The sequence below is a fragment of the Klebsiella sp. C283 genome, from assembly GCF_048822555.1.
GTDB classification, from domain to species: Bacteria; Pseudomonadota; Gammaproteobacteria; order Enterobacterales; family Enterobacteriaceae; genus Klebsiella; species Klebsiella quasipneumoniae.
Window position 1 is genome coordinate 21,938 of the sequence record NZ_JBMEZS010000012.1, and the last position, 22,364, is coordinate 44,301.

Genomic DNA, 22,364 nt, shown 5'->3' on the forward strand with positions numbered 1-22,364 from the left:
ACGTGGATGGATGGCAGCGCGCCTTTGTCCTGCATAGCCGACCGTGGAGCGAAACCAGCCTGATGCTGGACGTCTTCACGGAAGAATCCGGTCGCGTGCGCCTGGTTGCCAAGGGCGCACGCTCCAAACGCTCGAATCTTAAAGGCGCTTTACAGCCCTTTACCCCCTTGCTGGTTCGCTTCGGCGGCCGCGGCGAAGTCAAAACCCTGCGCAGCGCGGAAGCTGTCTCGCTGGCGCTGCCGCTCAGCGGCATCACCCTCTACAGCGGTCTTTACGTTAACGAGCTTATCTCCCGCGTGCTTGAGCACGAAACGCGCTTCTCCGAACTCTTTTTTGACTATCTGCACTGCATTCAGGCGCTCGCCGGGGCCAGCGGCTCGCCGGAGCCTGCGCTGCGGCGCTTTGAGCTGGCGCTGCTCGGACACCTGGGCTATGGCGTGGATTTTCTCCACTGTGCCGGGAGCGGCGAGCCGGTGGACGACACCATGACCTACCGCTATCGCGAAGAAAAAGGCTTTATTGCCAGCCTGGTGATTGATAACAACACGTTTACCGGGCACCATTTGAAAGCGTTGGCGAGTCGCGAGTTTCCTGATGTTGATACGTTACGCGCCGCGAAGCGCTTTACCCGTATCGCCCTGAAGCCCTATCTCGGCGGCAAACCGCTCAAGAGCCGGGAATTGTTTCGCCAGTTTATGCCCGCGCGAAAGGCGCGAGCGGATAATACGAATAATGATTAACGAGGATTGTCATGGCTGAATTACTGTTAGGGGTCAATATTGACCATATCGCGACCTTGCGTAACGCCCGCGGCACCGCTTACCCGGATCCGGTTCAGGCGGCTTTCATTGCCGAACAGGCCGGCGCCGACGGCATAACCGTGCATCTGCGCGAAGACCGCCGCCATATCACCGATCGCGATGTGCGTATCCTGCGCCAGACGCTGCACACCCGCATGAACCTTGAAATGGCGGTCACCGAAGAGATGCTGACGATCGCCTGCGAAACCAAACCGCATTTCTGCTGCCTGGTGCCGGAGAAGCGTCAGGAAGTGACCACCGAAGGCGGACTGGACGTGGCCGGCCAGCGCGACAAGATGCGTGATGCCTGTCAACGCCTGGCGGATGCCGGCATCCTGGTCTCCCTGTTTATCGATGCGGATGAGGCGCAGATCAAAGCGGCGGCGGACGTTGGCGCGCCCTATATCGAAATCCACACCGGCTGCTATGCCGATGCTAAAACCGACGCCGAGCAGGCGAAGGAGCTGGAACGTATTGCCAAAGCGGCCACCTACGCCGCCAGCCTCGGCCTGAAGGTCAATGCGGGTCACGGTCTGACCTATCACAACGTGAAGGCGATTGCTGCGCTGCCGGAAATGCATGAGCTGAATATCGGCCACGCGATTATTGGCCGGGCGGTAATGAGCGGCCTGAAAGAGGCGGTGGCGGAAATGAAACGTCTGATGCTGGAAGCGCGCGGCTAATGGCCATCCTCGGGCTGGGTACCGACATCGTCGAGATCGCCCGCATCGAGGCGGTGATCGCCCGCAGCGGCGATCGCCTTGCCCGCCGGGTGCTGAGCGACCATGAATGGAGCATCTGGGAGCAGCACCAGCAGCCGGTGCGTTTCCTGGCGAAACGCTTTGCGGTCAAGGAAGCGGCGGCGAAAGCGCTGGGGACCGGGATCCGCAACGGGTTGGCCTTTAATCAGTTCGAAGTTTACAACGATGAGCTGGGCAAGCCGAAGCTGCGGCTATGGGGTGAGGCGCAACGGCTGGCGGAACGACTGGGGGTGAGCCATATTCATGTCACGCTCGCCGATGAGCGCCATTACGCCTGCGCCACGGTGATTGTTGAAAGCTAAGCCGGGAAGCGGTTAAATTTTATCCGCGTGGTGCATCAGGACGAATTTATCCCACAGCTGTTCTTCATTCTCGACGTGTGCCGGATCTTTCAGAATGGTATTTGGGATCGGGCACACCTTCTGGCAGGTGGGCGTGTCGTAATGGCCCACGCATTCGGTGCAGCGGTCGCTGTTAATTTCATAAATGCTGTCACCCATCGAAATGGCCTCATTAGGGCACTCCGGCTCGCACATATCGCAGTTGATGCATTTTTTGGTAATTAACAGCGCCATCAGGAAAATCTCAGAAACAACACAAACAGGGCGGGCATTATACGCCCATTTTCTGCTCAGACCAGCTTTTTCACCAGCGCTTCGCTATGGCGAATGCGCTCCGGCGCCCGCTCCAGATCCTGCTGCACCAGCCCCATAAACAGCAGGTCGGTGAGCATCATTTGCGCGCTGGTGGAAGAGATGGCCGCGCTGCGCGTCGCCTGCTCTTCGGCGATGGTGTACAGGCAGTGGGTCGCCTGCTGCTGCAGGGCGTTAGGGCTAAAGCCGGTGATCGCCAGGATCCTGGAGCCCACGCGCAGCGCTTCACCGGCCGCCATATTGATCTCCCGACGCTCGCCGGAGTAAGAGATCGCCAGCAGCAGATCGTCGCTGGACATGGCCTGCACCATCGCCAGCAGGGCGTGCATATCCTGCTCCGAAACAGCATTAACGCCGATCTTCATCAGCTTCCAGCTAAAGTTACGCGCTACCAGGCCGGACGCGCCAATCCCGGTGACGATCACCCGCCGGGCGTTGCGCAGCAGCGTGACGGCTTCCCGCAGCGTCTCTTCAGTGTTGACGTCCAGCGAGGCATGCATGGCGGCGACATTGTCTTTAATGAGTTTCTCGCCCACCAGACGCAGCGGGTCGTCACCGCGAATGTGGTTATGTACCGGAACGGAGTGCGGATCCGGGCTGCTGGCCAGCGCTTCACTCAGCGCCAGCTTCAGCGCCGGAAAGCCTTTGAACCCCAGTTTCTGGGCAAATTTAACCACGCTGGACTGACTCACACCGGCTTCCACCGCCAGCTGTTGCGAGCTGAGGTGCCGGGTGTCATCGGGTTGGCTCAGAATAAAATCGGCCAACTTTTTGTCGCTCGCCGCCAGGGTGGGATAGCGCTGACGAATACGCGTTAAACAGTTCATTGGAGCTCCGCTGGAGCCGTCCGGCTCGTGACTGACAGAATTTTTATTCGATTATAAGGGGTATACCACGAATTAAAAATTCATAAGCCACAATTTTTCCTTCGCCTGCTAATTTAATTCTTCCTTAACGGCAGGGATGTTTTCCCTCTTCATGGCATAAGACTGTTAAGCTTACCCTAACGAGAAGCGAATCCTGAGAGAAGGAGGCAGTTTGCAGCACAGTGAACGGAGAGTGGTGTTTTTCGATCTGGACGGAACCTTGCATCAACAGGATATGTTCGGCAGTTTTCTGCGCTACCTGCTGCGCCATCTGCCGCTGAACCTGCTGCTGGTGGTGGCGATGGGGCCGGCGATCCTTGCCGGGTTGGCGGTGTGCGGGCGGGCGGCGCGCTGGCCGATGAGCCTGCTGCTGTGGGCGTCAACCTTTGGCCGTCGCGAGGCGGTACTGAAGCGGCTGGAAGCGGAGTTTGTCGGCTGGTTTCGTCATCATGTGACGGCGTTTCCGGTGGTTCATGCGCGGCTGACGGCCTACCTGACCAGTACCGATGCCGACGTCTGGTTGATCACCGGCTCGCCGCAGTCGCTGGTGGAACAGGTCTATCGCGATACCCTCTGGCTGCCGCGGGTGAATCTGATAGCCAGCCGCACCGCGCGCCGCTGGGGCGGCTGGGTATTGACCCTGCGCTGCCTGGGCCATGAAAAGGTGGTGCAGCTGGAGAAAAAGATTGGCGCTCCGCTGCAGCTGTATAGCGGCTATAGCGATAGCGAGCAGGATAACCCATTGCTCGGCTTTTGCCAGCATCGCTGGCGGGTCACCCCGCAGGGAGAGCTGCAGCAACTGGAGTAATAGTGTGTAATTGATAGCTCCCATGTATAATGCGCCCCGCTTTTTCTGCTGGAGTGGCCGCTGTGTCTGACCTCGAACTCAATGATGAATACTGGATGCGTCATGCCCTGACGCTGGCGAAGCGCGCCTGGGAAGAGGGCGAGGTGCCGGTGGGCGCGGTGCTGGTGCATAACAATCAGGTCATCGGCGAGGGCTGGAACCGGCCGATAGGCCGTCACGACCCCACCGCCCATGCGGAAATTATGGCCTTACGCCAGGGCGGGCTGGTGCTGCAAAACTATCGCCTGATCGACGCCACGCTGTACGTGACCCTCGAGCCCTGCGTGATGTGCGCGGGCGCGATGGTGCACAGCCGTATCGCCCGCCTGGTGTTTGGCGCCAGGGATGCCAAGACCGGCGCCGCCGGCTCGCTGATGGATGTTCTGCACCACCCGGGAATGAACCATCGGGTTGAGATTAGCGAAGGCGTGCTGGCGGGATCCTGCTCTGCCATGCTGAGCGACTTCTTCCGCTGGCGGCGGGAAGAGAAAAAAGCGCTGAAGAAAGCCCGGGAGCAGAACGGGGAAAGTTAATACAGGTGGCCGGGGAGTTTCATCCGGGCATTATCCATCTGTTTATCGGCGCGAAACTTGAAAAAGGGCAGGGTGGTCTCCTGCGGCTGTTCGAGCTCATTGGGGAGCACCGCCGGGTAATCCTCCGCCAGGGCCAGCGTTTGCTGCTGCTGGCGCTCCTTTTCTGACAAATAGCCGACAAGGCTTATCTGATATTTGCGGATGTTTTCCACATAGGCGTAGGCCTCATGGCCGCGGGCATAGCCGTATTTAAGTTTGCTGTAATAGGGTTTCTGGCTCAGCAGGGGTAAACGCAGCTTAACGTCTGCCCAGCTGTTGGGATTGCCTTTCTGTTTGCGGGTAAGCGCCATGGCGTCCAGCATATGGGCATAGCCCATATTGTAAGCGGCCAGCGCAAACCAGATGCGTTCATCTTTCGGGATCGAATCCGGCACTTTATCCATCATATCCTGGAGATAGCGCATACCGCCCTCGATACTCTGCGCCGCATCGGTCCGGTCAGTCAGCCCCAGACTCTGCGCCGTATTACGCGTAAGCATCATCATGCCGCGCACGCCGGTAGGCGAGGTGGCCTGCGGATCCCAGTGGGATTCCTGCCAGGCGATGGCGGCCAGCAGGCGCCAGTCGATCTCGCGGGCGTACTTTTCAAACAGCGGCTGCACCTCCGGAAGAATGTTTTCCACCGCGCGCAGGAAGGTGCGGGTATCGACATAATCGAAATCGTTGCCGTGGCCGAGGTACTTCTCTTCCAGGCGCGCCAGGGTGCCGTCTTCATTAATATTGTTGAAGAAATCAAGCATCGCCGCCGACAGCGAATTATCGTCGTCCCGAGCGCTGAACCAGGTGACCGGCTGTTCGTCGGTGATATCGAGGGCTACCGCCAGCTCCGGATGGACGCGCTGAAACAAGCTGACGGCTACCGAGTCGGCGATGGTGTAATCGAGTTTGCCGTCAATCACCGCCTGCATCAGCGCGGTGGTGCCGCGCTTTTCGTCCACGCGCCAGGCAAGATCCGGGTATTTCTCCGCTTTCAGTACCTGGAGATCGTTGATCGCCACGTGACCCGGGGCGATGGCGAGCTGCTCGGCGGTCAGCGCCGCGAGGCTGCGCGGCCGGGTATTGCCGACGCGATAGACCAGCTGTTGGGAAACGGAGTAGTAGCCAGGGCCGGCCTGGTAGTTTTTCACCCGCTCCTGGTTATAGACCAGCCCGGCGGCCAGCATATCGGCCTGACCGTCGTCGAGGTCGTCAAACAGCTGGCTGATGTTCTGGCGGACGGTTATCTTAAGCGTCACGCCGAGGTAGTCGGCAAACTGCTTCGCCAGTTCGTAGTCCAGGCCGAAGGTTTTATTGTTCATGGTGGCGAAGGTCATCGGCGAGTTGATGGTGCTGATGCGTAGCTCGCCGCGAGCGATAATGCCCGCCACCCGGTTCTCCGGTTTACCGGACCAGGGGATCGACGGCCACAGGGCAGCCGCCAGCAAAAGGGTGACAATGCCGATGAGCAGATAATTAATCTTTAATTTTTTCAGCGCGTTAATCTTCTGCAGCTTCAGGTTCCTCAGCAGGCGATGTCCGGAAAAAACGCAAGGTTGTCGTCGAATGAGCGGCATTCTGCTTAAGAATGCGCCAGTTGGCAACTTATTCGCGATGGACGTCACATTTATTGATAAACAGCATCAATGATTTTATTTCTACGCAAACGGTTTCGTCGGGGCGCAGGATTCACTATAATGACGCCCGTTTCCCCCCCTGGCTCACCCTGAAAGCTTCGAAGACGAGAGACTTATGATGGAAATTTTGCGTGGTTCACCTGCACTGTCGGCATTCCGTATTAATAAACTGCTGGCACGATTTCAGGCGGCCAACCTTCCGGTAAGCGCCATATATGCCGAGTATATTCATTTTGCCGATCTGAACGCCCCGCTGAGCGCTGACAATCGCGAGCGCCTGGCGCGACTGCTTAAGTATGGCCCGAGCTTAAACAGCCATACCCCGACCGGTAAATTACTGCTCGTGACCCCTCGCCCTGGCACCATCTCTCCCTGGTCTTCTAAAGCTACCGATATCGCCCATAACTGCGGCCTGGCTCAGGTTGTGCGTCTGGAGCGCGGCGTGGCGTATTATGTTGAAGCCTCGACTCTGACCGAAGCACAGTGGGCCGCGGTGGCGGCGGAACTGCACGACCGCATGATGGAGAGCGTCTTCGACGCGCTGGAAGCGGGCGAAAAGCTGTTCGCTCACCATCAGCCGACGCCGGTGACCAGCGTTGACCTGTTGGGCGAAGGGCGTCAGGCGCTGATTGACGCCAACCTCCGTTTGGGGCTGGCGCTGGCAGATGACGAAATTGACTACCTGCAGGACGCCTTTACCCGTCTGGGACGCAATCCGAACGATATCGAGCTGTATATGTTCGCCCAGGCGAACTCAGAGCACTGTCGTCACAAAATTTTCAACGCCGACTGGATCATCGACGGCGAACAGCAGCCGAAGTCGCTGTTCAAAATGATCAAAAACACCTTCGAAAAAACGCCGGACTACGTCCTGTCGGCCTATAAAGACAACGCCGCGGTGATGGAAGGGTCTGAAGTGGGGCGCTATTTTGCCGACCACCAGACCGGACGCTATGACTTCCATCAGGAGCCGGCGCACATTCTGATGAAGGTGGAAACCCATAACCACCCGACGGCCATCTCCCCATGGCCGGGCGCGGCAACCGGCTCCGGCGGCGAAATCCGCGATGAAGGCGCCACCGGCCGCGGCGCGAAGCCGAAAGCGGGCCTGGTGGGCTTCTCGGTTTCCAACCTGCGCATCCCGGGCTTCGAACAGCCGTGGGAAGAAGATTTCGGCAAGCCGGATCGCATCGTCACCGCCCTGGACATCATGACCGAAGGCCCGCTGGGCGGCGCGGCGTTTAACAACGAATTTGGTCGCCCGGCGCTGAACGGCTACTTCCGCACCTATGAAGAGAAAGTCACCAGCCATAACGGTGAAGAGCTGCGCGGCTACCACAAACCAATCATGCTGGCCGGCGGTATCGGCAACATCCGCGGCGAGCACGTGCAGAAGGGCGAGATTACCGTCGGCGCGAAGCTGATCGTGCTGGGCGGTCCGGCGATGAACATCGGCCTCGGCGGCGGCGCGGCGTCTTCCATGGCCTCCGGCCAGTCCGATGCCGACCTCGATTTCGCCTCCGTCCAGCGTGACAACCCGGAAATGGAGCGTCGCTGTCAGGAAGTGATCGACCGCTGCTGGCAGCTGGGCGACGCCAACCCGATCCTGTTTATCCACGACGTCGGCGCCGGCGGTCTCTCCAACGCCATGCCGGAGCTGGTCAGCGACGGCGGCCGCGGCGGTAAATTCCAGCTGCGCGATATCCTGAGCGATGAGCCAGGCATGAGCCCGCTGGAGATCTGGTGTAACGAATCGCAGGAACGTTATGTCCTGGCGGTCGCCCCGGAGCAACTGCCGCTGTTCGACGAGCTGTGCCGCCGCGAGCGCGCGCCTTATGCGGTTATCGGCGAAGCCACCGCCGAGCAGCACCTGAGCCTGAGCGACAGCCACTTTAACGATCAGCCGATCGATCTGCCGCTGGACGTCCTGCTTGGCAAAACGCCGAAAATGACCCGCGACGTGCAGACCCTGAAAGCCCAGGGCAGCGCGCTGGATCGCCAACCGATTACCATCGCCGATGCGGTTAATCGCGTTCTGCACCTGCCGACGGTGGCCGAGAAAACCTTCCTCGTGACCATCGGCGACCGCACCGTGACCGGCATGGTCGCCCGCGACCAGATGGTCGGCCCGTGGCAGATCCCGGTGGCCAACTGCGCGGTCACCACCGCCAGCCTCGACAGCTACTACGGCGAAGCGATGGCGATGGGCGAGCGCGCCCCGGTTGCTCTGCTGGACTTCGCCGCCTCCGGCCGTCTGGCGGTTGGCGAAGCGCTGACCAATATCGCCGCCACGCAGATTGGCGAGCTGAACCGCGTGAAGCTGTCGGCTAACTGGATGGCCGCCGCCGGCCACCCGGGCGAAGACGCGGGTCTGTATGAGGCGGTGAAAGCGGTGGGCGAAGAGCTGTGCCCGGCGCTGGGCCTGACCATTCCGGTCGGCAAAGACTCAATGTCGATGAAAACCCGCTGGCAGGAAGGCAGCGAGCAGCGTGAGATGACCTCTCCGCTGTCGCTGGTGATCTCCGCCTTCGCTCGTGTCGAAGATGTTCGTCATACCGTCACGCCGCAGATCTCGACGGAAGATAACGCCCTGCTGCTGATCGACCTCGGTAAAGGGCACAACGCGCTGGGCGCGACGGCGCTGGCGCAGGTCTATCGCCAGCTCGGCGACAAGCCGGCTGACGTGCGCGATGTCGCGCAGCTGAAAGGCTTCTGGGATGCGATGCAGGCCCTGGTGGCGCAGCGTAAACTGCTGGCCTACCACGACCGCTCCGACGGCGGCCTGCTGGTCACCCTGGCGGAAATGGCCTTTACCGGCCACTGTGGACTGGAAGCGGATATCGCCGCGCTGGGCGACGACCGTCTGGCGGCGCTGTTCAACGAAGAGCTGGGGGCGGTGATTCAGGTCCGCGCCGCAGACCGTGAGGCAGTGGAAGCCATTCTGGCGGTTAACGGCCTGGCGGACTGCGTGCATTACCTCGGTAAAGCGGTCGAGGGCGATCGCTTCGTGCTGACCGCCAGCGGTCAGACGGTGTTTAGCGAAAGCCGCACCACCCTGCGCATGTGGTGGGCGGAAACCACCTGGCAGATGCAGCGTCTGCGCGACAACCCGGCCTGCGCCGATCAGGAGCACGAGGCGAAAGCCAACGACGCCGATCCGGGCCTTAATGTGAAGCTCTCGTTTGATATTAATGACGACGTCGCCGCGCCTTACATTGCCACCGGCGCGCGTCCGAAAGTGGCCGTCCTGCGCGAGCAGGGGGTGAACTCTCACGTTGAAATGGCGGCAGCCTTCCATCGCGCCGGCTTTGACGCCATCGACGTGCATATGAGCGACCTGCTGGCGGGCCGCACCGGTCTGGGCGATTTCCATGCCCTGGTGGCCTGCGGCGGCTTCTCCTACGGCGACGTGCTGGGGGCAGGCGAAGGCTGGGCGAAGTCGATTCTGTTCAACGAGCGCGTGCGCGATGAGTTCGCGACCTTCTTCCATCGTCCGCAGACCCTGGCGCTCGGCGTGTGCAACGGCTGTCAGATGATGTCCAACCTGCGCGAGCTGATCCCGGGCAGCGACCTGTGGCCGCGCTTTGTGCGCAACCAGTCTGACCGCTTTGAAGCGCGCTTCAGCCTGGTGGAAGTGACGCAAAGCCCGTCTCTGCTGCTGGAAGGCATGGTTGGCTCACAGATGCCGATTGCGGTCTCCCACGGCGAAGGGCAGGTGGAAGTGCGCGACAGCGCGCATCTGGCCCAGCTGGAGAGCAAAGGTCTGGTAGCGCTGCGCTTCGTGGACAACTTCGGCAAAGTGACCGAAACCTATCCGGCGAACCCGAACGGTTCCCCGAACGGTATCACCGCGGTGACCAGCGAAAGCGGGCGCGCGACCATCATGATGCCGCACCCGGAACGCGTCTTCCGCACCGTAAGCAACTCCTGGCACCCGGAAAACTGGGGCGAAGACAGCCCGTGGATGCGTATCTTCCGCAACGCGCGTAAACAGCTGGGTTAATCTTCCCGAAGCGTGTCTCGCGAACGTATCGGCCCCCTGCTCAGGCAGGGGGCTTTTTTTTATCTGTGACGGCCGGCACGCCAGGGTGTCGGGAATCACCGACAACTGACATATTGCGGTGTCGCCAAAAGGCGACACTTAAGTTATTGATTTAAATGATAAGTAACCTGGGGCATATTTAGTGTCGTTAATCGGCGACATCATGGATGAAAAGTATACAGCGCTGGAATGGTTGGGTTTTATGGTGAAAGTCATATATATCAACGTGTTAATAAAATGTTTTGAAAGATGGCATAGTTCATGCATAATATTAACTAGTGGCTCATTCACCTTCTTATGTCAGCCCCTTCGGGACGCGCTACATAAACTTCGAATGACGCACAAACAGGTGCCTGCCGTCCAACTCCTGATAACAGCCTGGCTTTATCAGACATCGGGCGAAACGTCGAGTAAGGCACCGCCTCATTTCTCAACAAAGCCAGGCCTTGCGCCTGGCTTTGTTGTTTCTGCTGCGCCGTGGCGACGGGTATCGCTTTTCTCCGCCGCGCTCCTCAGTTAGCATCGACCAGAGCTAATGATTGAGACCACACCCTTGAAGCGACTCTCTCTTTTTCCCCGTTCGCTGCGTCAGCTGGTGACGCTCTCCTTTGTGCTGATCCTGCTGCCGTTGCTGGTGCTGGCCTGGCAGGCCTGGCAGAGCCTCAATGCCCTCAGCGCCCAGGCGGCGCATATCAACCGCACTACGCTGGTCGATGCCCGCCGCAGCGAGGCGATGATCAATGCCGCGCTGGAGATGGAGCGCAGCTATCGCCAGTACTGCGTGCTGGACGATCCGACGCTGGCGCGCGTCTATCAAAACCAGCGGCAGCGCTACAGCCAGATGCTGGACGCGCACGCCGGCGTGCTGCCGGACGAGAAGCTCTGGCAGGCGCTGCGCCAGGATGTCAGCGATCTGGCGCAGCTGCAGTGTAACAACAGCGGTCCCGACGCCCAGGCCGCCGCCAGACTGGAAGTGTTCGCCAGTAATAACAGCGACATGGTCCAGGCGACCCGGGCGGTGGTCTATTCCCGCGGCCAGCAGCTGCAGCAGGAGATTGCCGAGCGCGGCCAGTTTTTCGGCTGGCAGGCGCTGGTGCTGTTTCTGCTGAGCCTGGCGCTGGTGCTGCTTTTTACCCGCATGATCATCGGCCCGGTGAAAGGCATCGAAAGAATGATCAACCAGCTGGGGGCAGGGAAGTCGCTGGACGACGCGGCATTGTTTACCGGCCCGCGCGAGCTGCGCTCGGTGGGCAAGCGCATTATCTGGCTCAGCGAGCGCCTGGCATGGCTGGAGTCGCAGCGGCATCAGTTTCTTCGCCATCTGTCGCATGAGCTGAAAACCCCGCTGGCCAGTATGCGTGAAGGCACCGAGCTGTTGGCCGACCGTGTCGCCGGGCCGCTGACGCCGGAGCAGCAGGAGATCGTCGAGATCCTCGACAGCAGCAGCCGCAACCTGCAAAAGCTGATTGAACAGCTGCTGGACTACAACCGCAAACAGGCCGACGGCCCGGTAGCCCGGGAAGAAGTGGACCTGGTGGAGCTGGTGGAAAACGTCGTGGCGGCGCACAGTTTGCCCGCGCGGGCTAAACTGATGCATACCGAGCTGGCGCTGCGGGCGCGGCATTGTCTGGCAGAGCCTGCGCTATTGATAAGCGTAATGGATAATCTCTACTCCAATGCGGTGCACTATGGCGCTGAATCCGGTAACATTCGTATCCATAGCTACCGGCACGGAGAGCAGGTGCGTATTGATGTCGCCAACAGCGGCGAACCGATCCCGGCCGCGGAAAAGAATATGATTTTTGAGCCCTTTTACCAGGGGAGTCACCAGCGTAAAGGGGCCGTGAAAGGCAGTGGGCTGGGGTTAAGCATCGCCCGCGACTGCGTCCGTCAGATGCAAGGGGAGCTCAGTCTGGTTGACGCCCCCGCCGGGCAGGTCTGTTTTCGCATTACGCTTCCCTCAGCGCCGGAATAATCCAACTAATGAATCGATATCGGGGAACTATGTCCCAAATCCTGGCCTGGCGCCGTTCCCTTAGCGGATGGCTGCTCTCAGGCATTGCTTGTCTGACGCTGGCGGGGTGTTCCGCCGGCTTCTCGCCGCATAGTGCGGAAGGTGCCGCCGCCCCCGGGCAGGCGCAGCATCAGGTGGCCGATTTTGTCGCGGTGGACTGCGCCGATATCTGGGCGCACAGCAGCGATGCCAGCGACAAAAACCCCCTCTACTGGCTGCGGGGCATTGACTGCGCCGATCGTCTCGCGCCGGCGCAGGCGCGAGCGGAGGCGAAACGCCATACCGACGACAGCTGGCAGGACGCGTTCCGCCGCGGCATTCTGCTTGCCGATGCCAAAATTACCCCTGACGAGCGCCGCGAGCTGGTGGCGCGTCTCGACACCTTCAGCCCGCAAATCGCCGTTCAGGTCCGCCCGCTGTATCAGCTCTGGCGCGACGGGCAGGCCCGTCAGCTGCAGCTGGTGGAGGAGCGAGCCCGCTACGCGAAGCTTCAGCAGTCCAGCGATAGCGAGCTGGAGACGTTGCGCCAGCAGGAGCAGTCGCTGCGCGAACAGCTGGAGCTGACCACCCGTAAGCTGGAGAATCTGACGGATATTGAACGCCAGCTCTCCAGCCGCAAGCCGGGCGGCAATTTCGGCAGCGAAAAAGTGCCGGAGGTGATCCATGACGATCCGTAAACCGGCGCGTTTGCTGCTGGTGGATGACGATCCGGGGCTGCTGAAGCTGCTGGGCATGCGCCTGGTCAGCGAAGGCTATAGCGTGGTCACCGCCGAGAGCGGCCCGGAAGCGCTGCGCGTGCTGGGGCGTGAGAAGGTGGATCTGGTGATTAGCGATCTGCGGATGGATGAAATGGACGGTCTGCAGCTGTTCAGTGAGATCCAGAAGGGGCAGCCCGGCATGCCGGTGATCATTCTCACCGCCCATGGCTCGATCCCCGACGCGGTGGCGGCCACCCAGCAGGGCGTCTTCAGCTTCCTGACTAAGCCGGTTGATAAAGACGCCTTGTATCAAGCCATTGATGAGGCGCTGGAGCAGCGCTCGCCAGCCACCGACGAAGCCTGGCGTCAGGCCATTGTCACCCGCAGCCCGCTGATGCTGCGCCTGCTCGAGCAGGCCGGGATGGTGGCGCAATCCGACGTTAGCGTGCTGATTAACGGCCAGAGCGGGACCGGGAAGGAGATAGTCGCCCAGGCGATCCACAACGCCAGCCCGCGTCATGACAAGCCGTTCGTGGCGATTAACTGCGGCGCGTTGCCGGAACAGCTGCTCGAGTCCGAACTGTTCGGCCATGTGCGGGGCGCCTTTACCGGCGCGGTCAGCAACCGAGAAGGGTTATTCCAGGCCGCCGAAGGCGGTACGCTGTTTCTCGATGAGATTGGCGATATGCCGGTCGCCCTGCAGGTGAAGCTGCTGCGCGTCCTGCAGGAGCGTAAGGTACGCCCGCTCGGCAGCAACCGCGATATCGAGATCAACGTGCGGATCATCTCCGCCACCCACCGCGACCTGCCGAAGGCGATGGCTCGCGGCGAGTTTCGCGAAGATCTGTTCTATCGCCTCAATGTGGTTAACCTGAAGATCCCGCCGCTCTCCGAACGCACGGAAGATATTCCGCTGTTGGCCAATCATCTGCTGCGTCAGTCCGCCGATCGCCATAAGCCGTTCGTACGGGCGTTTTCCAGCGATGCGATGAAGCGGCTGATGGCCGCCAACTGGCCGGGCAATGTGCGCCAGCTGGTGAACGTGATTGAGCAGTGCGTGGCCCTGACCTCGTCGCCGGTGATCGGCGATGCGCTGGTGGAGCAGGCGCTGGAGGGCGAGAACACCGCCCTGCCGACCTTCGTGGAGGCGCGCAATCAGTTTGAGCTGAACTACCTGCGCAAGCTGCTGCAGATTACCAGGGGCAACGTCACCCACGCCGCGCGGATGGCTGGACGCAACCGCACTGAATTCTATAAGCTGCTGTCGCGCCATGAGCTCGACGCCAACGACTTTAAAGAGTAGCTCCGCAACATAGCGCAAGTTATGATACGGTAAGCAACCGGTTACGCGACTAAGACAGGAACACCATGAAAAAGATTGATGCGATTATTAAACCTTTCAAACTGGATGACGTGCGTGAAGCGCTGGCCGAAGTCGGCATCACCGGGATGACGGTAACGGAAGTGAAAGGCTTTGGCCGCCAGAAAGGGCACACCGAACTCTACCGCGGCGCGGAGTATATGGTCGATTTTCTGCCGAAAGTGAAAATTGAAATCGTGGTGACCGACGATATCGTCGATACCTGTGTGGATACCATCATCCGTACCGCGCAGACCGGCAAAATCGGTGACGGTAAAATCTTTGTCTTTGATGTCGCGCGCGTGATTCGTATCCGTACCGGCGAAGAAGACGACGCGGCGATTTAACGCTCGCCGCTCGCTGCAGTATTGCCGGGTGGCGCTGCGCTTACCCGGCCTACAAATCCCCGCGTCGTCGGGGCTTACAGCACCTTATGCGGCCCGAAGCATTCGTAATGAATGTTGCCGCTGCTCACGCCCAGATCTACCAGCTGCTTCGCGGCAAACTGCATAAACGCCACCGGGCCGCAGAGATAGAACTGCATTTGCGGGTCGCCGATCTTGCCGGCCAGGGCCGTTAAATCCATCAAACCTTCGCTATCAAACGCGTCGGATTCACGGTCCGCTTCGCTCGGGCTGCGGTACCAGACGTGAGATGTAAACTTCGGCAGAGTTTCACCCAGTGTTTTAACTTCGTCCGCGAAGGCGTGCACGTCGCCGTTCTCTGCCGCATGGAACCAGTTCACCTGACCCTGATGGCGGCTCTTCGCCAGCGCATCCAGCATCGCCAGCATCGGCGTTTGCCCGACGCCGCCGGAGAGCAGAGTGACCGGCGTCTGCGGCTCAACGTTAAGGAAGAAGTCCCCGGCCGGCGCCGCCAGATAGACCACATCGCCTTCGCTGGCATGGTTATGCAGCCAGCTGGAAACCTGGCCGCCTTCTTCGCGTTTAACCGCGATGCGGTAGCCCTTGCCGTCCGCTTTGCGGGTCAGGGAGTACTGGCGAATTTCCTGATATTCGAAATCTTCCGGCTTCAGCCAGATGGCCAGATACTGGCCAGGCTGGTAATCGGCGACCGGCTGGCCGTCGACCGGCTCGAGCTCAAAGCTGGTGATAAGCTGGCTGCGCGGGGTTTTCTTCACGATGCGGAACGCGCGGGTCCCTTCCCAGCCGCCGGTTTTACTGGCGTTTTGCTGATAGATCTCGGCTTCGCGGCCGATAAAGACGTTCGCCAGCACGCCGTAAGCTTTCCCCCAGGCATCAAGGACTTCCTGACCCGGGCTGAACATTTCATCGAGGGTCGCCAGCAGATGGCTGCCCACGATGTTGTACTGCTCCGGTTTGATCTGGAAACTGGTGTGTTTCTGGGCGATTTTTTCCACCGCCGGCAGCAGGGCGGGCAGGTTATCGATATTGCTGGCGTAGGCGGCAATGGCGTTGAACAACGCTTCTCGCTGGTCGCCGTTGCGCTGGTTGCTCATATTGAAGATCTCTTTGAGCTCCGGGTTATGCGCAAACATACGATCGTAGAAATGGGCGGTTAATTTTGGTCCAGTCTCTACCAGCAGGGGGATGGTGGCTTTGACCGTAGCGATGGTTTGAGCGTCGAGCATAGCGTGCTTCCTTGTGTGTTACTTTAATGATGTATTTTAAATACATCTTAAGGAAATAACCCTGCGTTGTAAATGGTTCTTTAACACTTTCCGCCGTTGCAGTTACAACATGAAGAATTTGCATCACAATCCTGAAAAGAAATCCGTTGATACTGAGAGAGGCGTTATTGCTCAAAGCCTTGTGTCATGCGGAGCCAAACGTTTGCGTAAAATCCTTTGTCAAGACCTGTTATCACAGAATGATTCGGTTATACTGTGGGCCGTTGTCCAATCGGACCGCCTTTTTAGGCCGAAATTTTATTGTTAGCTGAGTCAGGAGATGCGGATGTTAAAGCGTGAAATGAACATTGCCGATTATGATGCCGAACTGTGGCAGGCTATGGAGCAGGAAAAAGTACGTCAGGAAGAGCACATCGAACTGATCGCCTCCGAAAACTACACCAGTCCGCGCGTGATGCAAGCGCAGGGCTCTCAGCTGACCAACAAATATGCTGAAGGATATCCGGGCAAGCGTTACTACGGCGGCTGCGAATATGTCGACGTGGTTGAGCAGCTGGCTATCGACCGCGCGAAAGAGCTGTTCGGCGCTGACTATGCTAACGTCCAGCCGCACTCCGGCTCCCAGGCTAACTTTGCCGTTTACACCGCGCTGCTGCAGCCGGGCGATACCGTGCTGGGGATGAACCTGGCGCAGGGCGGGCACCTGACTCACGGCTCTCCGGTTAACTTCTCCGGCAAACTGTACAACATCATCCCTTACGGTATTGATGAGTCCGGCAAAATTGACTATGACGACATGGCGAAGCAGGCTCAGGAACATAAACCGAAGATGATCATCGGTGGTTTCTCCGCTTACTCCGGTATCGTTGACTGGGCAAAAATGCGTGAAATCGCTGACAGCATCGGCGCATACCTGTTTGTCGATATGGCGCACGTGGCAGGCCTGATTGCCGCTGGCGTGTATCCGAACCCGGTTCCGCATGCTCACGTCGTGACCACCACCACCCACAAAACCCTGGCGGGTCCGCGCGGCGGCCTGATCCTGGCGAAAGGCGGTAGCGAAGAGCTGTACAAGAAACTGAACTCTGCGGTATTCCCAAGCGCGCAGGGCGGCCCGCTGATGCACGTTATCGCAGCGAAAGCGGTGGCGCTGAAAGAAGCGATGGAGCCAGAGTTTAAAGTTTACCAGCAGCAGGTTGCGAAAAACGCCAAAGCAATGGTGGAAGTGTTCCTGAACCGCGGCTACAAAGTGGTGTCTGGCGGTACTGAGAACCATCTGTTCCTGCTGGACCTGGTGGATAAAAACCTGACCGGTAAAGAAGCTGACGCTGCCCTGGGCCGCGCCAACATCACCGTCAACAAAAACAGCGTGCCGAACGATCCGAAGAGCCCGTTCGTAACCTCCGGTATCCGTATCGGTTCTCCGGCGGTGACTCGCCGTGGCTTTAAAGAAGCGGAAGTCAAAGAGCTGGCTGGCTGGATGTGTGATGTGCTGGACAATATCAATGACGACGCGGTCATTGAGCGCGTGAAAGGCAAAGTCCTGGATATCTGCGCCCGCTTCCCGGTTTATGCGTAAGCGTTAGCGTTGACATCAAAAAGGCCGCGTTTGCGGCCTTTTTTGCGTCTGGAGATTAGCGGCGGTCGAGCGAAATCGCTCCGGGGCCGGTTACCGCCAGCAGCAGGAAAGCGCCGGCGATGCTGACGTTTTTCCAGAAGTTAATCATGTTCGGCAATACCGCATCGCCAGTCATATCCCAGTAGTGATGGCCAATCACCGCGGTGCCCAGGGTGTAGAAGATAAAGATGACCGCCAGCGGGCGGGTGAAAAAGCCCAGCACAATTAAAATGGCGGCAGGCACTTCCATAATGACGGCGATAATCGCCGCCAGGGTCGGCATCGGCGCGCCGGAGGCGGCCATGTACTGCACCGTACCGTCAAAGCCCAGCAGTTTGGGGTAGCCAAAAAGAATAAACAGAACTACCACGGCGATGCGGGCGATAAGCAGTAGCAGAGAGCGGGATGCGCCAAAATCAAAATAGCGGAGTGTGTTCATAATCAGCTCGTTATGAGAGAAGTGTCCTTTAAACGTAATACACGTTTTTGCTTCCCGCCACGTTAGTCCTGGCAACATCCCCGGTCCGCTGAACAACGAAATTACCGCATTTTTAACGGGACGTTTTCATCGCATAGCGTTTCGGCATTCACCGCTTTACCACTCTGGATGAGCTTGCGTAGCGTGCGGATCTCGCGACCGTGATTGAGGGTGACCGCGCCGGTTAACACGCCGTCGCGCAGCTGGAACCAGATCGCTTTGCGATCGGCGGGCGCTCCCCGACACCACCACTTTTCGCCCTGCATATCGCCAATAAACTGCAGGTTATCTTCGTACTGATCGGTCCAGAACCAGCCTGGCGCCCTGGCGGGGCGTGGTTTGCCAAGCATGGCCGCAGCGGCAATCTGCGCCTGGATATTAGCATTTTCCCAGCTCTCGACACGCGACAGCGAACCATCTGATTGCCGCGTCAGCGTGACGTCGCCGGCGGCAAAAATAGCCGGGTCCGAGGTCCTGCCGTCGGCATCCACGACGATGCCATTGTCGGTCTCCAGCCCGGCGCGGCGCGCGAGAGCATCGTTAGCCACGATGCCAATGCCATATACGACCGTCCCGGCGCGCAGGGTTTCGCCACTCTGTAAAGTGAGGGTGAGGTGAGTTCCCTGTTCCGCCTGTTCGATGGCGCTGTTCAACAGCACCCGTACCCCGGCCTGGCGATGGTGGGCCAGCAGGTAATCGCGGACCGGCGGCGGGGCGTTGCGACCCATCACCGTCGATGCCTGCTCCACCACCGTGACGCGACAGCCGCGCTGAATAGCGCTGGCGGCCAACTCCAGGCCGATGGTGCCTGCGCCGATGATAACCACCTCGCTCCCTGGCTGCAGCGCCGCGCGCAGACGCGCAGCATCGCCGGCGTGTCGCAGGGTCAGGCAACGTTCCCCCAGCGCGTCAAGCAGCGGCAGCGGCCTGGCGGCGGCTCCGGTCGCCAGCAGCAGTTGTCGCCAGTGAAAGACGCGATTGTCTGCCAGCGTCAGGCTCTGCGCCTGACGATCGATATCGCGCAGCGTCACACCGAGATGCAGCTGGACGTTGTTGTCCTGCCACCAGCTGGCGGGGAGCACCGGCTGTCGCTGCGGATCTGCATCCAGCAGCATCGCTTTCGACAGCGGCGGGCGCTCATAGGGTAAATGGGGTTCATTAGAAAACAGGTGCAGGGGACCCTGGTAACCCTGCTGGCGGAGGGCCGCGGCGGCCATCGCCCCGGCCTGTCCACCGCCGATTATGGCAATCATCGGTTCGCTCATCATCACTCCTTACAGGTTTAGTCCGGCGGCGACATGGCGGATCCCGCGGATCCCCAGCCCGCCATCGGCATTGATCATCACCCCGCTCAGCGTCCGATTATTACGTCGGGAAGCCAGCATGACGTACGGGCCGGTGAAATCGACCGGTTCGGGGAAAAACTGCAGTGGCAGGATGGCGGCGATCTTCTCCGCCGTTAGGGAGTGCATTATCGTGGTGTCGCTTTGCCCCAGCGCCTGCGGGCCGCGCAGATCGGTCGCCATCCCGCAGGGGCCAACGCCGTTGACCCGCACCTTCGGCGCCAGCTCGTAGGCCAGCTGGCGAATTAAGCCGGTCGCCGCATGTTTGCTGGCGGTGTAGAGCGGGCCGCCGCCGCCCGGATACCAGGCCGCGTTGGAGAGGGTCAGAATAATGCTGCCTTCGCTGGCGATTAATGCCGGGGCGCAGGCCTTGGCGCCGAGCAGATAGCCCAGCACGTTGACGTTGAACAGCTCATGGAAGCCATTCTCCAGCGCCTCCGCCGGGGTGTCCATCAGGGAGGCGTTATGATCCCAGATGCCGGCGTTGCCGATAAAACAGTCCAGACGGCCATAGGTGGTGAGGATCTGATCCACTGCGCGCTGATAATCACCGTAGCGGGTTACGCTACCTTCCACCGCCAGCACCCGATCGCCAAAGCGCTGGCGCAGGCTGGCGACTTTCGCGCCGGACAGTTCGAGGGTCGCGACCTTCGCCCCCTCGTCAATAAAGCGCTCAACCAGCGCCAGACCCAGGCCGGAACCGCCGCCGGTAATCAACACCATGTTATCGCGTAAATCGCTCATCAGGCCTCCTCAGGAATATCAATAAACACCTCACCGCCTTCCACGTGCACCGTATAGGTGGTCAGCGGCTCGGTGGCGGGCAGACACAGCGCTTTGCCGGTTTTCAGGCAGAAACTGGCGGCGTGTAGTGGACATTCCACCGTCGCGTCGTCTTCCAGGTAGCCTTCGGACATCGACGCGTTGCCATGGCTGCAGCGATCGTTAACGGCATAAAACGCTCCGCCAATATGGAACAGGGCAATAACGGGAGAGGTCTCCAGGCGGAGGGCTTCCCCCTCCGGCAGCTCAACGGTGGAGCAGGCGAATATTCGATTCATCAGAAGAGTACGCTCAGGTTGTGGGACGCGATCACTGCCTGATCGAGCACGATCTCTCTTGCCGTCAGGCGCCACTCGCCGCCAGGCAGACGGCGGACGGTGTCCCTCCGCGTGCCGACGTAGCAGGTCTCGTCACGCTCCTTTTGTGCGCGATATAGCAGATAGTTAAGGCGCACGGCGAAGCGATCCGGTTGTCCGGTTTCGCTGATCTGCAGGTTGTTAATCAGATGGCGGGTGCGGGATGGCGGCTCCTCTGCCCATGCCATGCCGGTCTCCAGGCGAGCAATCCGGCGCTCAAGCTGGTCTTTGTTGTCATTAAAGATCCAGGTGGTCGGTGGCTGGACCCCTTTGCGACGGTCGCGGGTCTGGGCGTTGACGGTCGTGCGCATGGTGTAGCGGATCTCGTCGTCCAGCTGCGTCAGCCAGTCGCGAAACTGCCAGTCGTCCAGCAGACGCGCCTCCTCGTAGAGGAACTGGCTGATGCGGTAGTGCAGTTCAGCAGAGACTAAGGCGCTCATTTCATCACCTCCTGCTGGTAAGCGGCGGTTTTTTCCTGCACTTCCTGCCACGTTTCGCTGCTTAACAGATCGGCCCAGCGCTGGTACATACCGCGGGCGGCAGTTTCGGAAAAGATATAGTTGGTTATCCCGGGAATGCCGTCTGTGCGGCGTTTTTCCTCGCCTAATCCCATCTCCAGGCACAGGCTGGTGTGACGCGCCCGGTGTCCTTTCAGCAGTTTTTGAATTTCACACCAGTTTTCCGAGTCATCCTGCTCGAGGAAACCAGCCGGACCAAAGGCGCGCGTGGCGCTGTTTTCGAACGCCGCTTTGACCTCATCGGAGGCGGCTTTATCGGTGAGACAGAATGCCCAGACCTCAACCCGATCCGGTCCTCGCGGGTGCCAGACGCGCAGCGTGGCGGTACCGTTTAGCCACGAGAGGGTCGGGAAGATGTTATTGTGACCTGCGAGGCGCAGGGCGCGGACGGTGCCCAGCCGCTGCTCGGCTTCGGCAAAGGTATCGCGGTAATAGCGGGAGACCTCGCCGTCGACCCAGACGTTAGCGTCCGGCTGTTCGGTGAAGAAAAAGCCGCTGCCGTGCCCCTCCTGACCAAACTGCAGCGCGTCTTTGGCAGTCTCCCACACCGGACGGGCGGTCTGTCCTTCGCCCAGGCGCTTTTCACTGCCATCATCTTTCGCGCCCAGCACCTGCACCGCCGAGGCGTGGCTGAACAGCGCGTGATACTGGTCGCTGGCGAACTGCTCGGCGGGGAATTTCCAGTTGCAGTCGATGGTCCACTTCTGTACGCCGCCAACGATCTCGGTCCCGCCTTCACGACGGTCGAGGACGCCGTCAAGATACCAGACCATATCGCCCAGATAGTCACGCAGCGTGGGGGCTGTAGGATCCCAGTTGGCGAAAATAAGGCCTTTGTAACTTTCCACACACGGGACTTCATTGAGCCCCCAGTGGGACTTGCACAGCCCCTGCGGGTAGGCGCGCGGCTCGAGCGGGACGTCGATCAGCTCGCCGTCGATGCCATAAGACCAGCCGTGATAGGGGCAGGTGAAGGCTCGGGTATTGCCGCAGTCGGCGTAGCTCACGCGCATCGCGCGGTGACGACATTGATTTAAAAAGGCTTTAATGCTGCCGTCCTTTTGGCGGACCACCACCACGGCATCTTCACCCATGTACGTGTTAAAGAAATCCCCTGCCCGCGGGATCTGGCTTTCATGGGCCAGAAACAGCCAGCAGCGGCCAAAGATCCGCTCCAGCTCAAGCTGATAGATCTCAGGGTCGGTATAGATCCGTGGGGTGACGCGACCGTTTTGCGGGTCGACCAGTTGGTAGACATCGGTTTTCATTTTGATGGTCATTTTTTTCATCCTGTGGGGTAAGAGGTATTGACCTTCTCTTTTTTGTGTCATCCTTATGTTGCTTGTGGGTTATCAATGTGTGAAATAGTTAATTTCTACCAGCTGAGATGTTTTATCGATAACAAGGAG

21 protein-coding genes are annotated in these 22,364 nt (G+C 59.7%); 11 read left to right on the top strand and 10 right to left on the bottom strand.

Annotated elements, in window-relative coordinates; genetic code table 11:
- The first annotated feature begins 2 nt into the window (after positions 1-2).
- The 3 genes from recO to acpS are packed head-to-tail and all read left to right on the top strand — an operon-like array spanning position 3 to position 1,863.
- Positions 3-740 (top strand): DNA repair protein RecO, encoded by a 738-nt coding sequence (recO, locus tag ACOI7Z_RS22180; protein WP_002914062.1) that lies wholly within the window; start codon positions 3-5, stop codon positions 738-740.
- Between the two features lie 11 nt (positions 741-751).
- The gene (pdxJ, locus tag ACOI7Z_RS22185) at positions 752-1,483 is read left to right on the top strand and encodes a pyridoxine 5'-phosphate synthase (protein WP_004201834.1); all 732 of its coding nucleotides are present in this window, start codon (positions 752-754) and stop codon (positions 1,481-1,483) included.
- Positions 1,483-1,863, top strand: a complete 381-nt coding sequence (acpS, locus tag ACOI7Z_RS22190) for a holo-ACP synthase (RefSeq protein ID WP_004201835.1) — start codon at positions 1,483-1,485, stop codon at positions 1,861-1,863. Before pdxJ ends, acpS begins: the two co-directional genes overlap by 1 nt.
- A 12-nt stretch (positions 1,864-1,875) precedes the next feature.
- On the opposite strand, the gene ACOI7Z_RS22195 is transcribed toward acpS, so the two are convergent.
- Together ACOI7Z_RS22195 and ACOI7Z_RS22200 are read right to left on the bottom strand one after the other, a co-directional pair.
- Positions 1,876-2,136, bottom strand: a complete 261-nt coding sequence (locus ACOI7Z_RS22195) for a YfhL family 4Fe-4S dicluster ferredoxin (protein WP_023290665.1) — start codon at positions 2,134-2,136, stop codon at positions 1,876-1,878.
- A gap of 56 nt (positions 2,137-2,192) precedes the next feature.
- Positions 2,193-3,041, bottom strand: coding sequence for a MurR/RpiR family transcriptional regulator (locus ACOI7Z_RS22200; protein ID WP_087848831.1), 849 nt, complete (start codon positions 3,039-3,041; stop codon positions 2,193-2,195).
- Positions 3,042-3,252: 211 nt separating this feature from the next.
- Between ACOI7Z_RS22200 and yfhb the strand changes: the two genes are divergently transcribed.
- A complete protein-coding gene (yfhb, locus tag ACOI7Z_RS22205; protein WP_017900418.1) occupies positions 3,253-3,888 on the top strand; it encodes a phosphatidylglycerophosphatase C in 636 nt (211 codons plus the stop codon).
- A 62-nt stretch (positions 3,889-3,950) separates the two neighbouring features.
- Entirely contained in the window at positions 3,951-4,460 is a 510-nt protein-coding gene (tadA, locus tag ACOI7Z_RS22210) for a tRNA adenosine(34) deaminase TadA (RefSeq protein WP_023290663.1), read from the top strand.
- On the opposite strand, the gene mltF is transcribed toward tadA, so the two are convergent.
- Entirely contained in the window at positions 4,457-6,073 is a 1,617-nt protein-coding gene (mltF, locus tag ACOI7Z_RS22215) for a membrane-bound lytic murein transglycosylase MltF (RefSeq protein ID WP_050533271.1), read from the bottom strand. The two genes, tadA and mltF, sit on opposite strands and share 4 nt — an antisense overlap.
- 175 nt (positions 6,074-6,248) lie before the next feature.
- Between mltF and purL the strand changes: the two genes are divergently transcribed.
- The 5 genes from purL to glnB all read left to right on the top strand — a co-directional run bounded on the left by purL (position 6,249) and on the right by glnB (position 14,594).
- Complete coding sequence (gene purL / locus ACOI7Z_RS22220) at positions 6,249-10,136, top strand: phosphoribosylformylglycinamidine synthase (protein ID WP_087848832.1); 3,888 nt, start codon at positions 6,249-6,251, stop codon at positions 10,134-10,136.
- 592 nt (positions 10,137-10,728) lie between these two features.
- The gene (locus ACOI7Z_RS22225; protein WP_086075121.1) at positions 10,729-12,150 is read left to right on the top strand and encodes a sensor histidine kinase; all 1,422 of its coding nucleotides are present in this window, start codon (positions 10,729-10,731) and stop codon (positions 12,148-12,150) included.
- Positions 12,151-12,179: 29 nt separating this feature from the next.
- Positions 12,180-12,866, top strand: coding sequence for a two-component system QseEF-associated lipoprotein QseG (gene qseG, locus ACOI7Z_RS22230; protein ID WP_170927819.1), 687 nt, complete (start codon positions 12,180-12,182; stop codon positions 12,864-12,866).
- The gene (glrR, locus tag ACOI7Z_RS22235) at positions 12,853-14,190 is read left to right on the top strand and encodes a two-component system response regulator GlrR (protein WP_420702440.1); all 1,338 of its coding nucleotides are present in this window, start codon (positions 12,853-12,855) and stop codon (positions 14,188-14,190) included. Before qseG ends, glrR begins: the two co-directional genes overlap by 14 nt.
- A gap of 65 nt (positions 14,191-14,255) precedes the next feature.
- Positions 14,256-14,594 carry a nitrogen regulatory protein P-II gene (gene glnB / locus ACOI7Z_RS22240; protein ID WP_002914032.1) on the top strand — a complete coding sequence of 113 codons (339 nt, stop codon included), beginning with the start codon at positions 14,256-14,258 and terminating at the stop codon, positions 14,592-14,594.
- 74 nt (positions 14,595-14,668) lie between these two features.
- Here the strand turns inward: glnB and hmpA are convergent, their stop codons facing one another.
- Positions 14,669-15,859, bottom strand: coding sequence for an NO-inducible flavohemoprotein (gene hmpA, locus ACOI7Z_RS22245; protein WP_086075122.1), 1,191 nt, complete (start codon positions 15,857-15,859; stop codon positions 14,669-14,671).
- A gap of 325 nt (positions 15,860-16,184) precedes the next feature.
- Here hmpA and glyA point away from each other — a divergent pair, with 325 nt between their 5' ends.
- Positions 16,185-17,438: a serine hydroxymethyltransferase gene (glyA, locus tag ACOI7Z_RS22250; protein WP_002914027.1), complete on the top strand. Its 1,254-nt coding sequence runs from the start codon at positions 16,185-16,187 to the stop codon at positions 17,436-17,438.
- A 55-nt stretch (positions 17,439-17,493) separates the two neighbouring features.
- On the opposite strand, the gene ACOI7Z_RS22255 is transcribed toward glyA, so the two are convergent.
- The 6 genes from ACOI7Z_RS22255 to hcaE all read right to left on the bottom strand — a co-directional run bounded on the left by ACOI7Z_RS22255 (position 17,494) and on the right by hcaE (position 22,235).
- Entirely contained in the window at positions 17,494-17,916 is a 423-nt protein-coding gene (locus tag ACOI7Z_RS22255; RefSeq protein ID WP_023290656.1) for a DoxX family protein, read from the bottom strand.
- A gap of 101 nt (positions 17,917-18,017) precedes the next feature.
- Positions 18,018-19,220 carry a phenylpropionate dioxygenase ferredoxin reductase subunit gene (gene hcaD / locus ACOI7Z_RS22260; protein WP_087848833.1) on the bottom strand — a complete coding sequence of 401 codons (1,203 nt, stop codon included), beginning with the start codon at positions 19,218-19,220 and terminating at the stop codon, positions 18,018-18,020.
- A gap of 9 nt (positions 19,221-19,229) precedes the next feature.
- Positions 19,230-20,042, bottom strand: a complete 813-nt coding sequence (gene hcaB, locus ACOI7Z_RS22265) for a 3-phenylpropionate-dihydrodiol/cinnamic acid-dihydrodiol dehydrogenase (protein ID WP_080901520.1) — start codon at positions 20,040-20,042, stop codon at positions 19,230-19,232.
- Complete coding sequence (hcaC, locus tag ACOI7Z_RS22270; protein WP_044524356.1) at positions 20,042-20,359, bottom strand: 3-phenylpropionate/cinnamic acid dioxygenase ferredoxin subunit; 318 nt, start codon at positions 20,357-20,359, stop codon at positions 20,042-20,044. Before hcaC ends, hcaB begins: the two co-directional genes overlap by 1 nt.
- Positions 20,359-20,877 (bottom strand): 3-phenylpropionate/cinnamic acid dioxygenase subunit beta, encoded by a 519-nt coding sequence (hcaF, locus tag ACOI7Z_RS22275; protein ID WP_023290652.1) that lies wholly within the window; start codon positions 20,875-20,877, stop codon positions 20,359-20,361. Before hcaF ends, hcaC begins: the two co-directional genes overlap by 1 nt.
- Positions 20,874-22,235 carry a 3-phenylpropionate/cinnamic acid dioxygenase subunit alpha gene (hcaE, locus tag ACOI7Z_RS22280; RefSeq protein WP_420702441.1) on the bottom strand — a complete coding sequence of 454 codons (1,362 nt, stop codon included), beginning with the start codon at positions 22,233-22,235 and terminating at the stop codon, positions 20,874-20,876. The genes hcaF and hcaE overlap by 4 nt, the downstream gene beginning before the upstream one ends.
- Between the last annotated feature and the right edge of the window lie 129 nt (positions 22,236-22,364).

What these genes read in the sequence shown, in the direction of transcription:
- pdxJ (WP_004201834.1), top strand. Translation starts at nt 752, where the DNA reads ATGGCTGAATTACTGTTAGGGGTCAATATTGACCATATCGCGACCTTG.
- acpS (WP_004201835.1), top strand. Translation starts at nt 1,483, where the DNA reads ATGGCCATCCTCGGGCTGGGTACCGACATCGTCGAGATCGCCCGCATC.
- ACOI7Z_RS22195 (WP_023290665.1), bottom strand. Translation starts at nt 2,136, where the DNA reads ATGGCGCTGTTAATTACCAAAAAATGCATCAACTGCGATATGTGCGAG.
- ACOI7Z_RS22200 (WP_087848831.1), bottom strand. Translation starts at nt 3,041, where the DNA reads ATGAACTGTTTAACGCGTATTCGTCAGCGCTATCCCACCCTGGCGGCG.
- mltF (WP_050533271.1), bottom strand. Translation starts at nt 6,073, where the DNA reads ATGCCGCTCATTCGACGACAACCTTGCGTTTTTTCCGGACATCGCCTG.
- purL (WP_087848832.1), top strand. Translation starts at nt 6,249, where the DNA reads ATGATGGAAATTTTGCGTGGTTCACCTGCACTGTCGGCATTCCGTATT.
- qseG (WP_170927819.1), top strand. Translation starts at nt 12,180, where the DNA reads ATGTCCCAAATCCTGGCCTGGCGCCGTTCCCTTAGCGGATGGCTGCTC.
- glrR (WP_420702440.1), top strand. Translation starts at nt 12,853, where the DNA reads ATGACGATCCGTAAACCGGCGCGTTTGCTGCTGGTGGATGACGATCCG.
- glnB (WP_002914032.1), top strand. Translation starts at nt 14,256, where the DNA reads ATGAAAAAGATTGATGCGATTATTAAACCTTTCAAACTGGATGACGTG.
- hmpA (WP_086075122.1), bottom strand. Translation starts at nt 15,859, where the DNA reads ATGCTCGACGCTCAAACCATCGCTACGGTCAAAGCCACCATCCCCCTG.
- glyA (WP_002914027.1), top strand. Translation starts at nt 16,185, where the DNA reads ATGTTAAAGCGTGAAATGAACATTGCCGATTATGATGCCGAACTGTGG.
- ACOI7Z_RS22255 (WP_023290656.1), bottom strand. Translation starts at nt 17,916, where the DNA reads ATGAACACACTCCGCTATTTTGATTTTGGCGCATCCCGCTCTCTGCTA.
- hcaD (WP_087848833.1), bottom strand. Translation starts at nt 19,220, where the DNA reads ATGAGCGAACCGATGATTGCCATAATCGGCGGTGGACAGGCCGGGGCG.
- hcaB (WP_080901520.1), bottom strand. Translation starts at nt 20,042, where the DNA reads ATGAGCGATTTACGCGATAACATGGTGTTGATTACCGGCGGCGGTTCC.
- hcaC (WP_044524356.1), bottom strand. Translation starts at nt 20,359, where the DNA reads ATGAATCGAATATTCGCCTGCTCCACCGTTGAGCTGCCGGAGGGGGAA.
- hcaF (WP_023290652.1), bottom strand. Translation starts at nt 20,877, where the DNA reads ATGAGCGCCTTAGTCTCTGCTGAACTGCACTACCGCATCAGCCAGTTC.
- hcaE (WP_420702441.1), bottom strand. Translation starts at nt 22,235, where the DNA reads ATGACCATCAAAATGAAAACCGATGTCTACCAACTGGTCGACCCGCAA.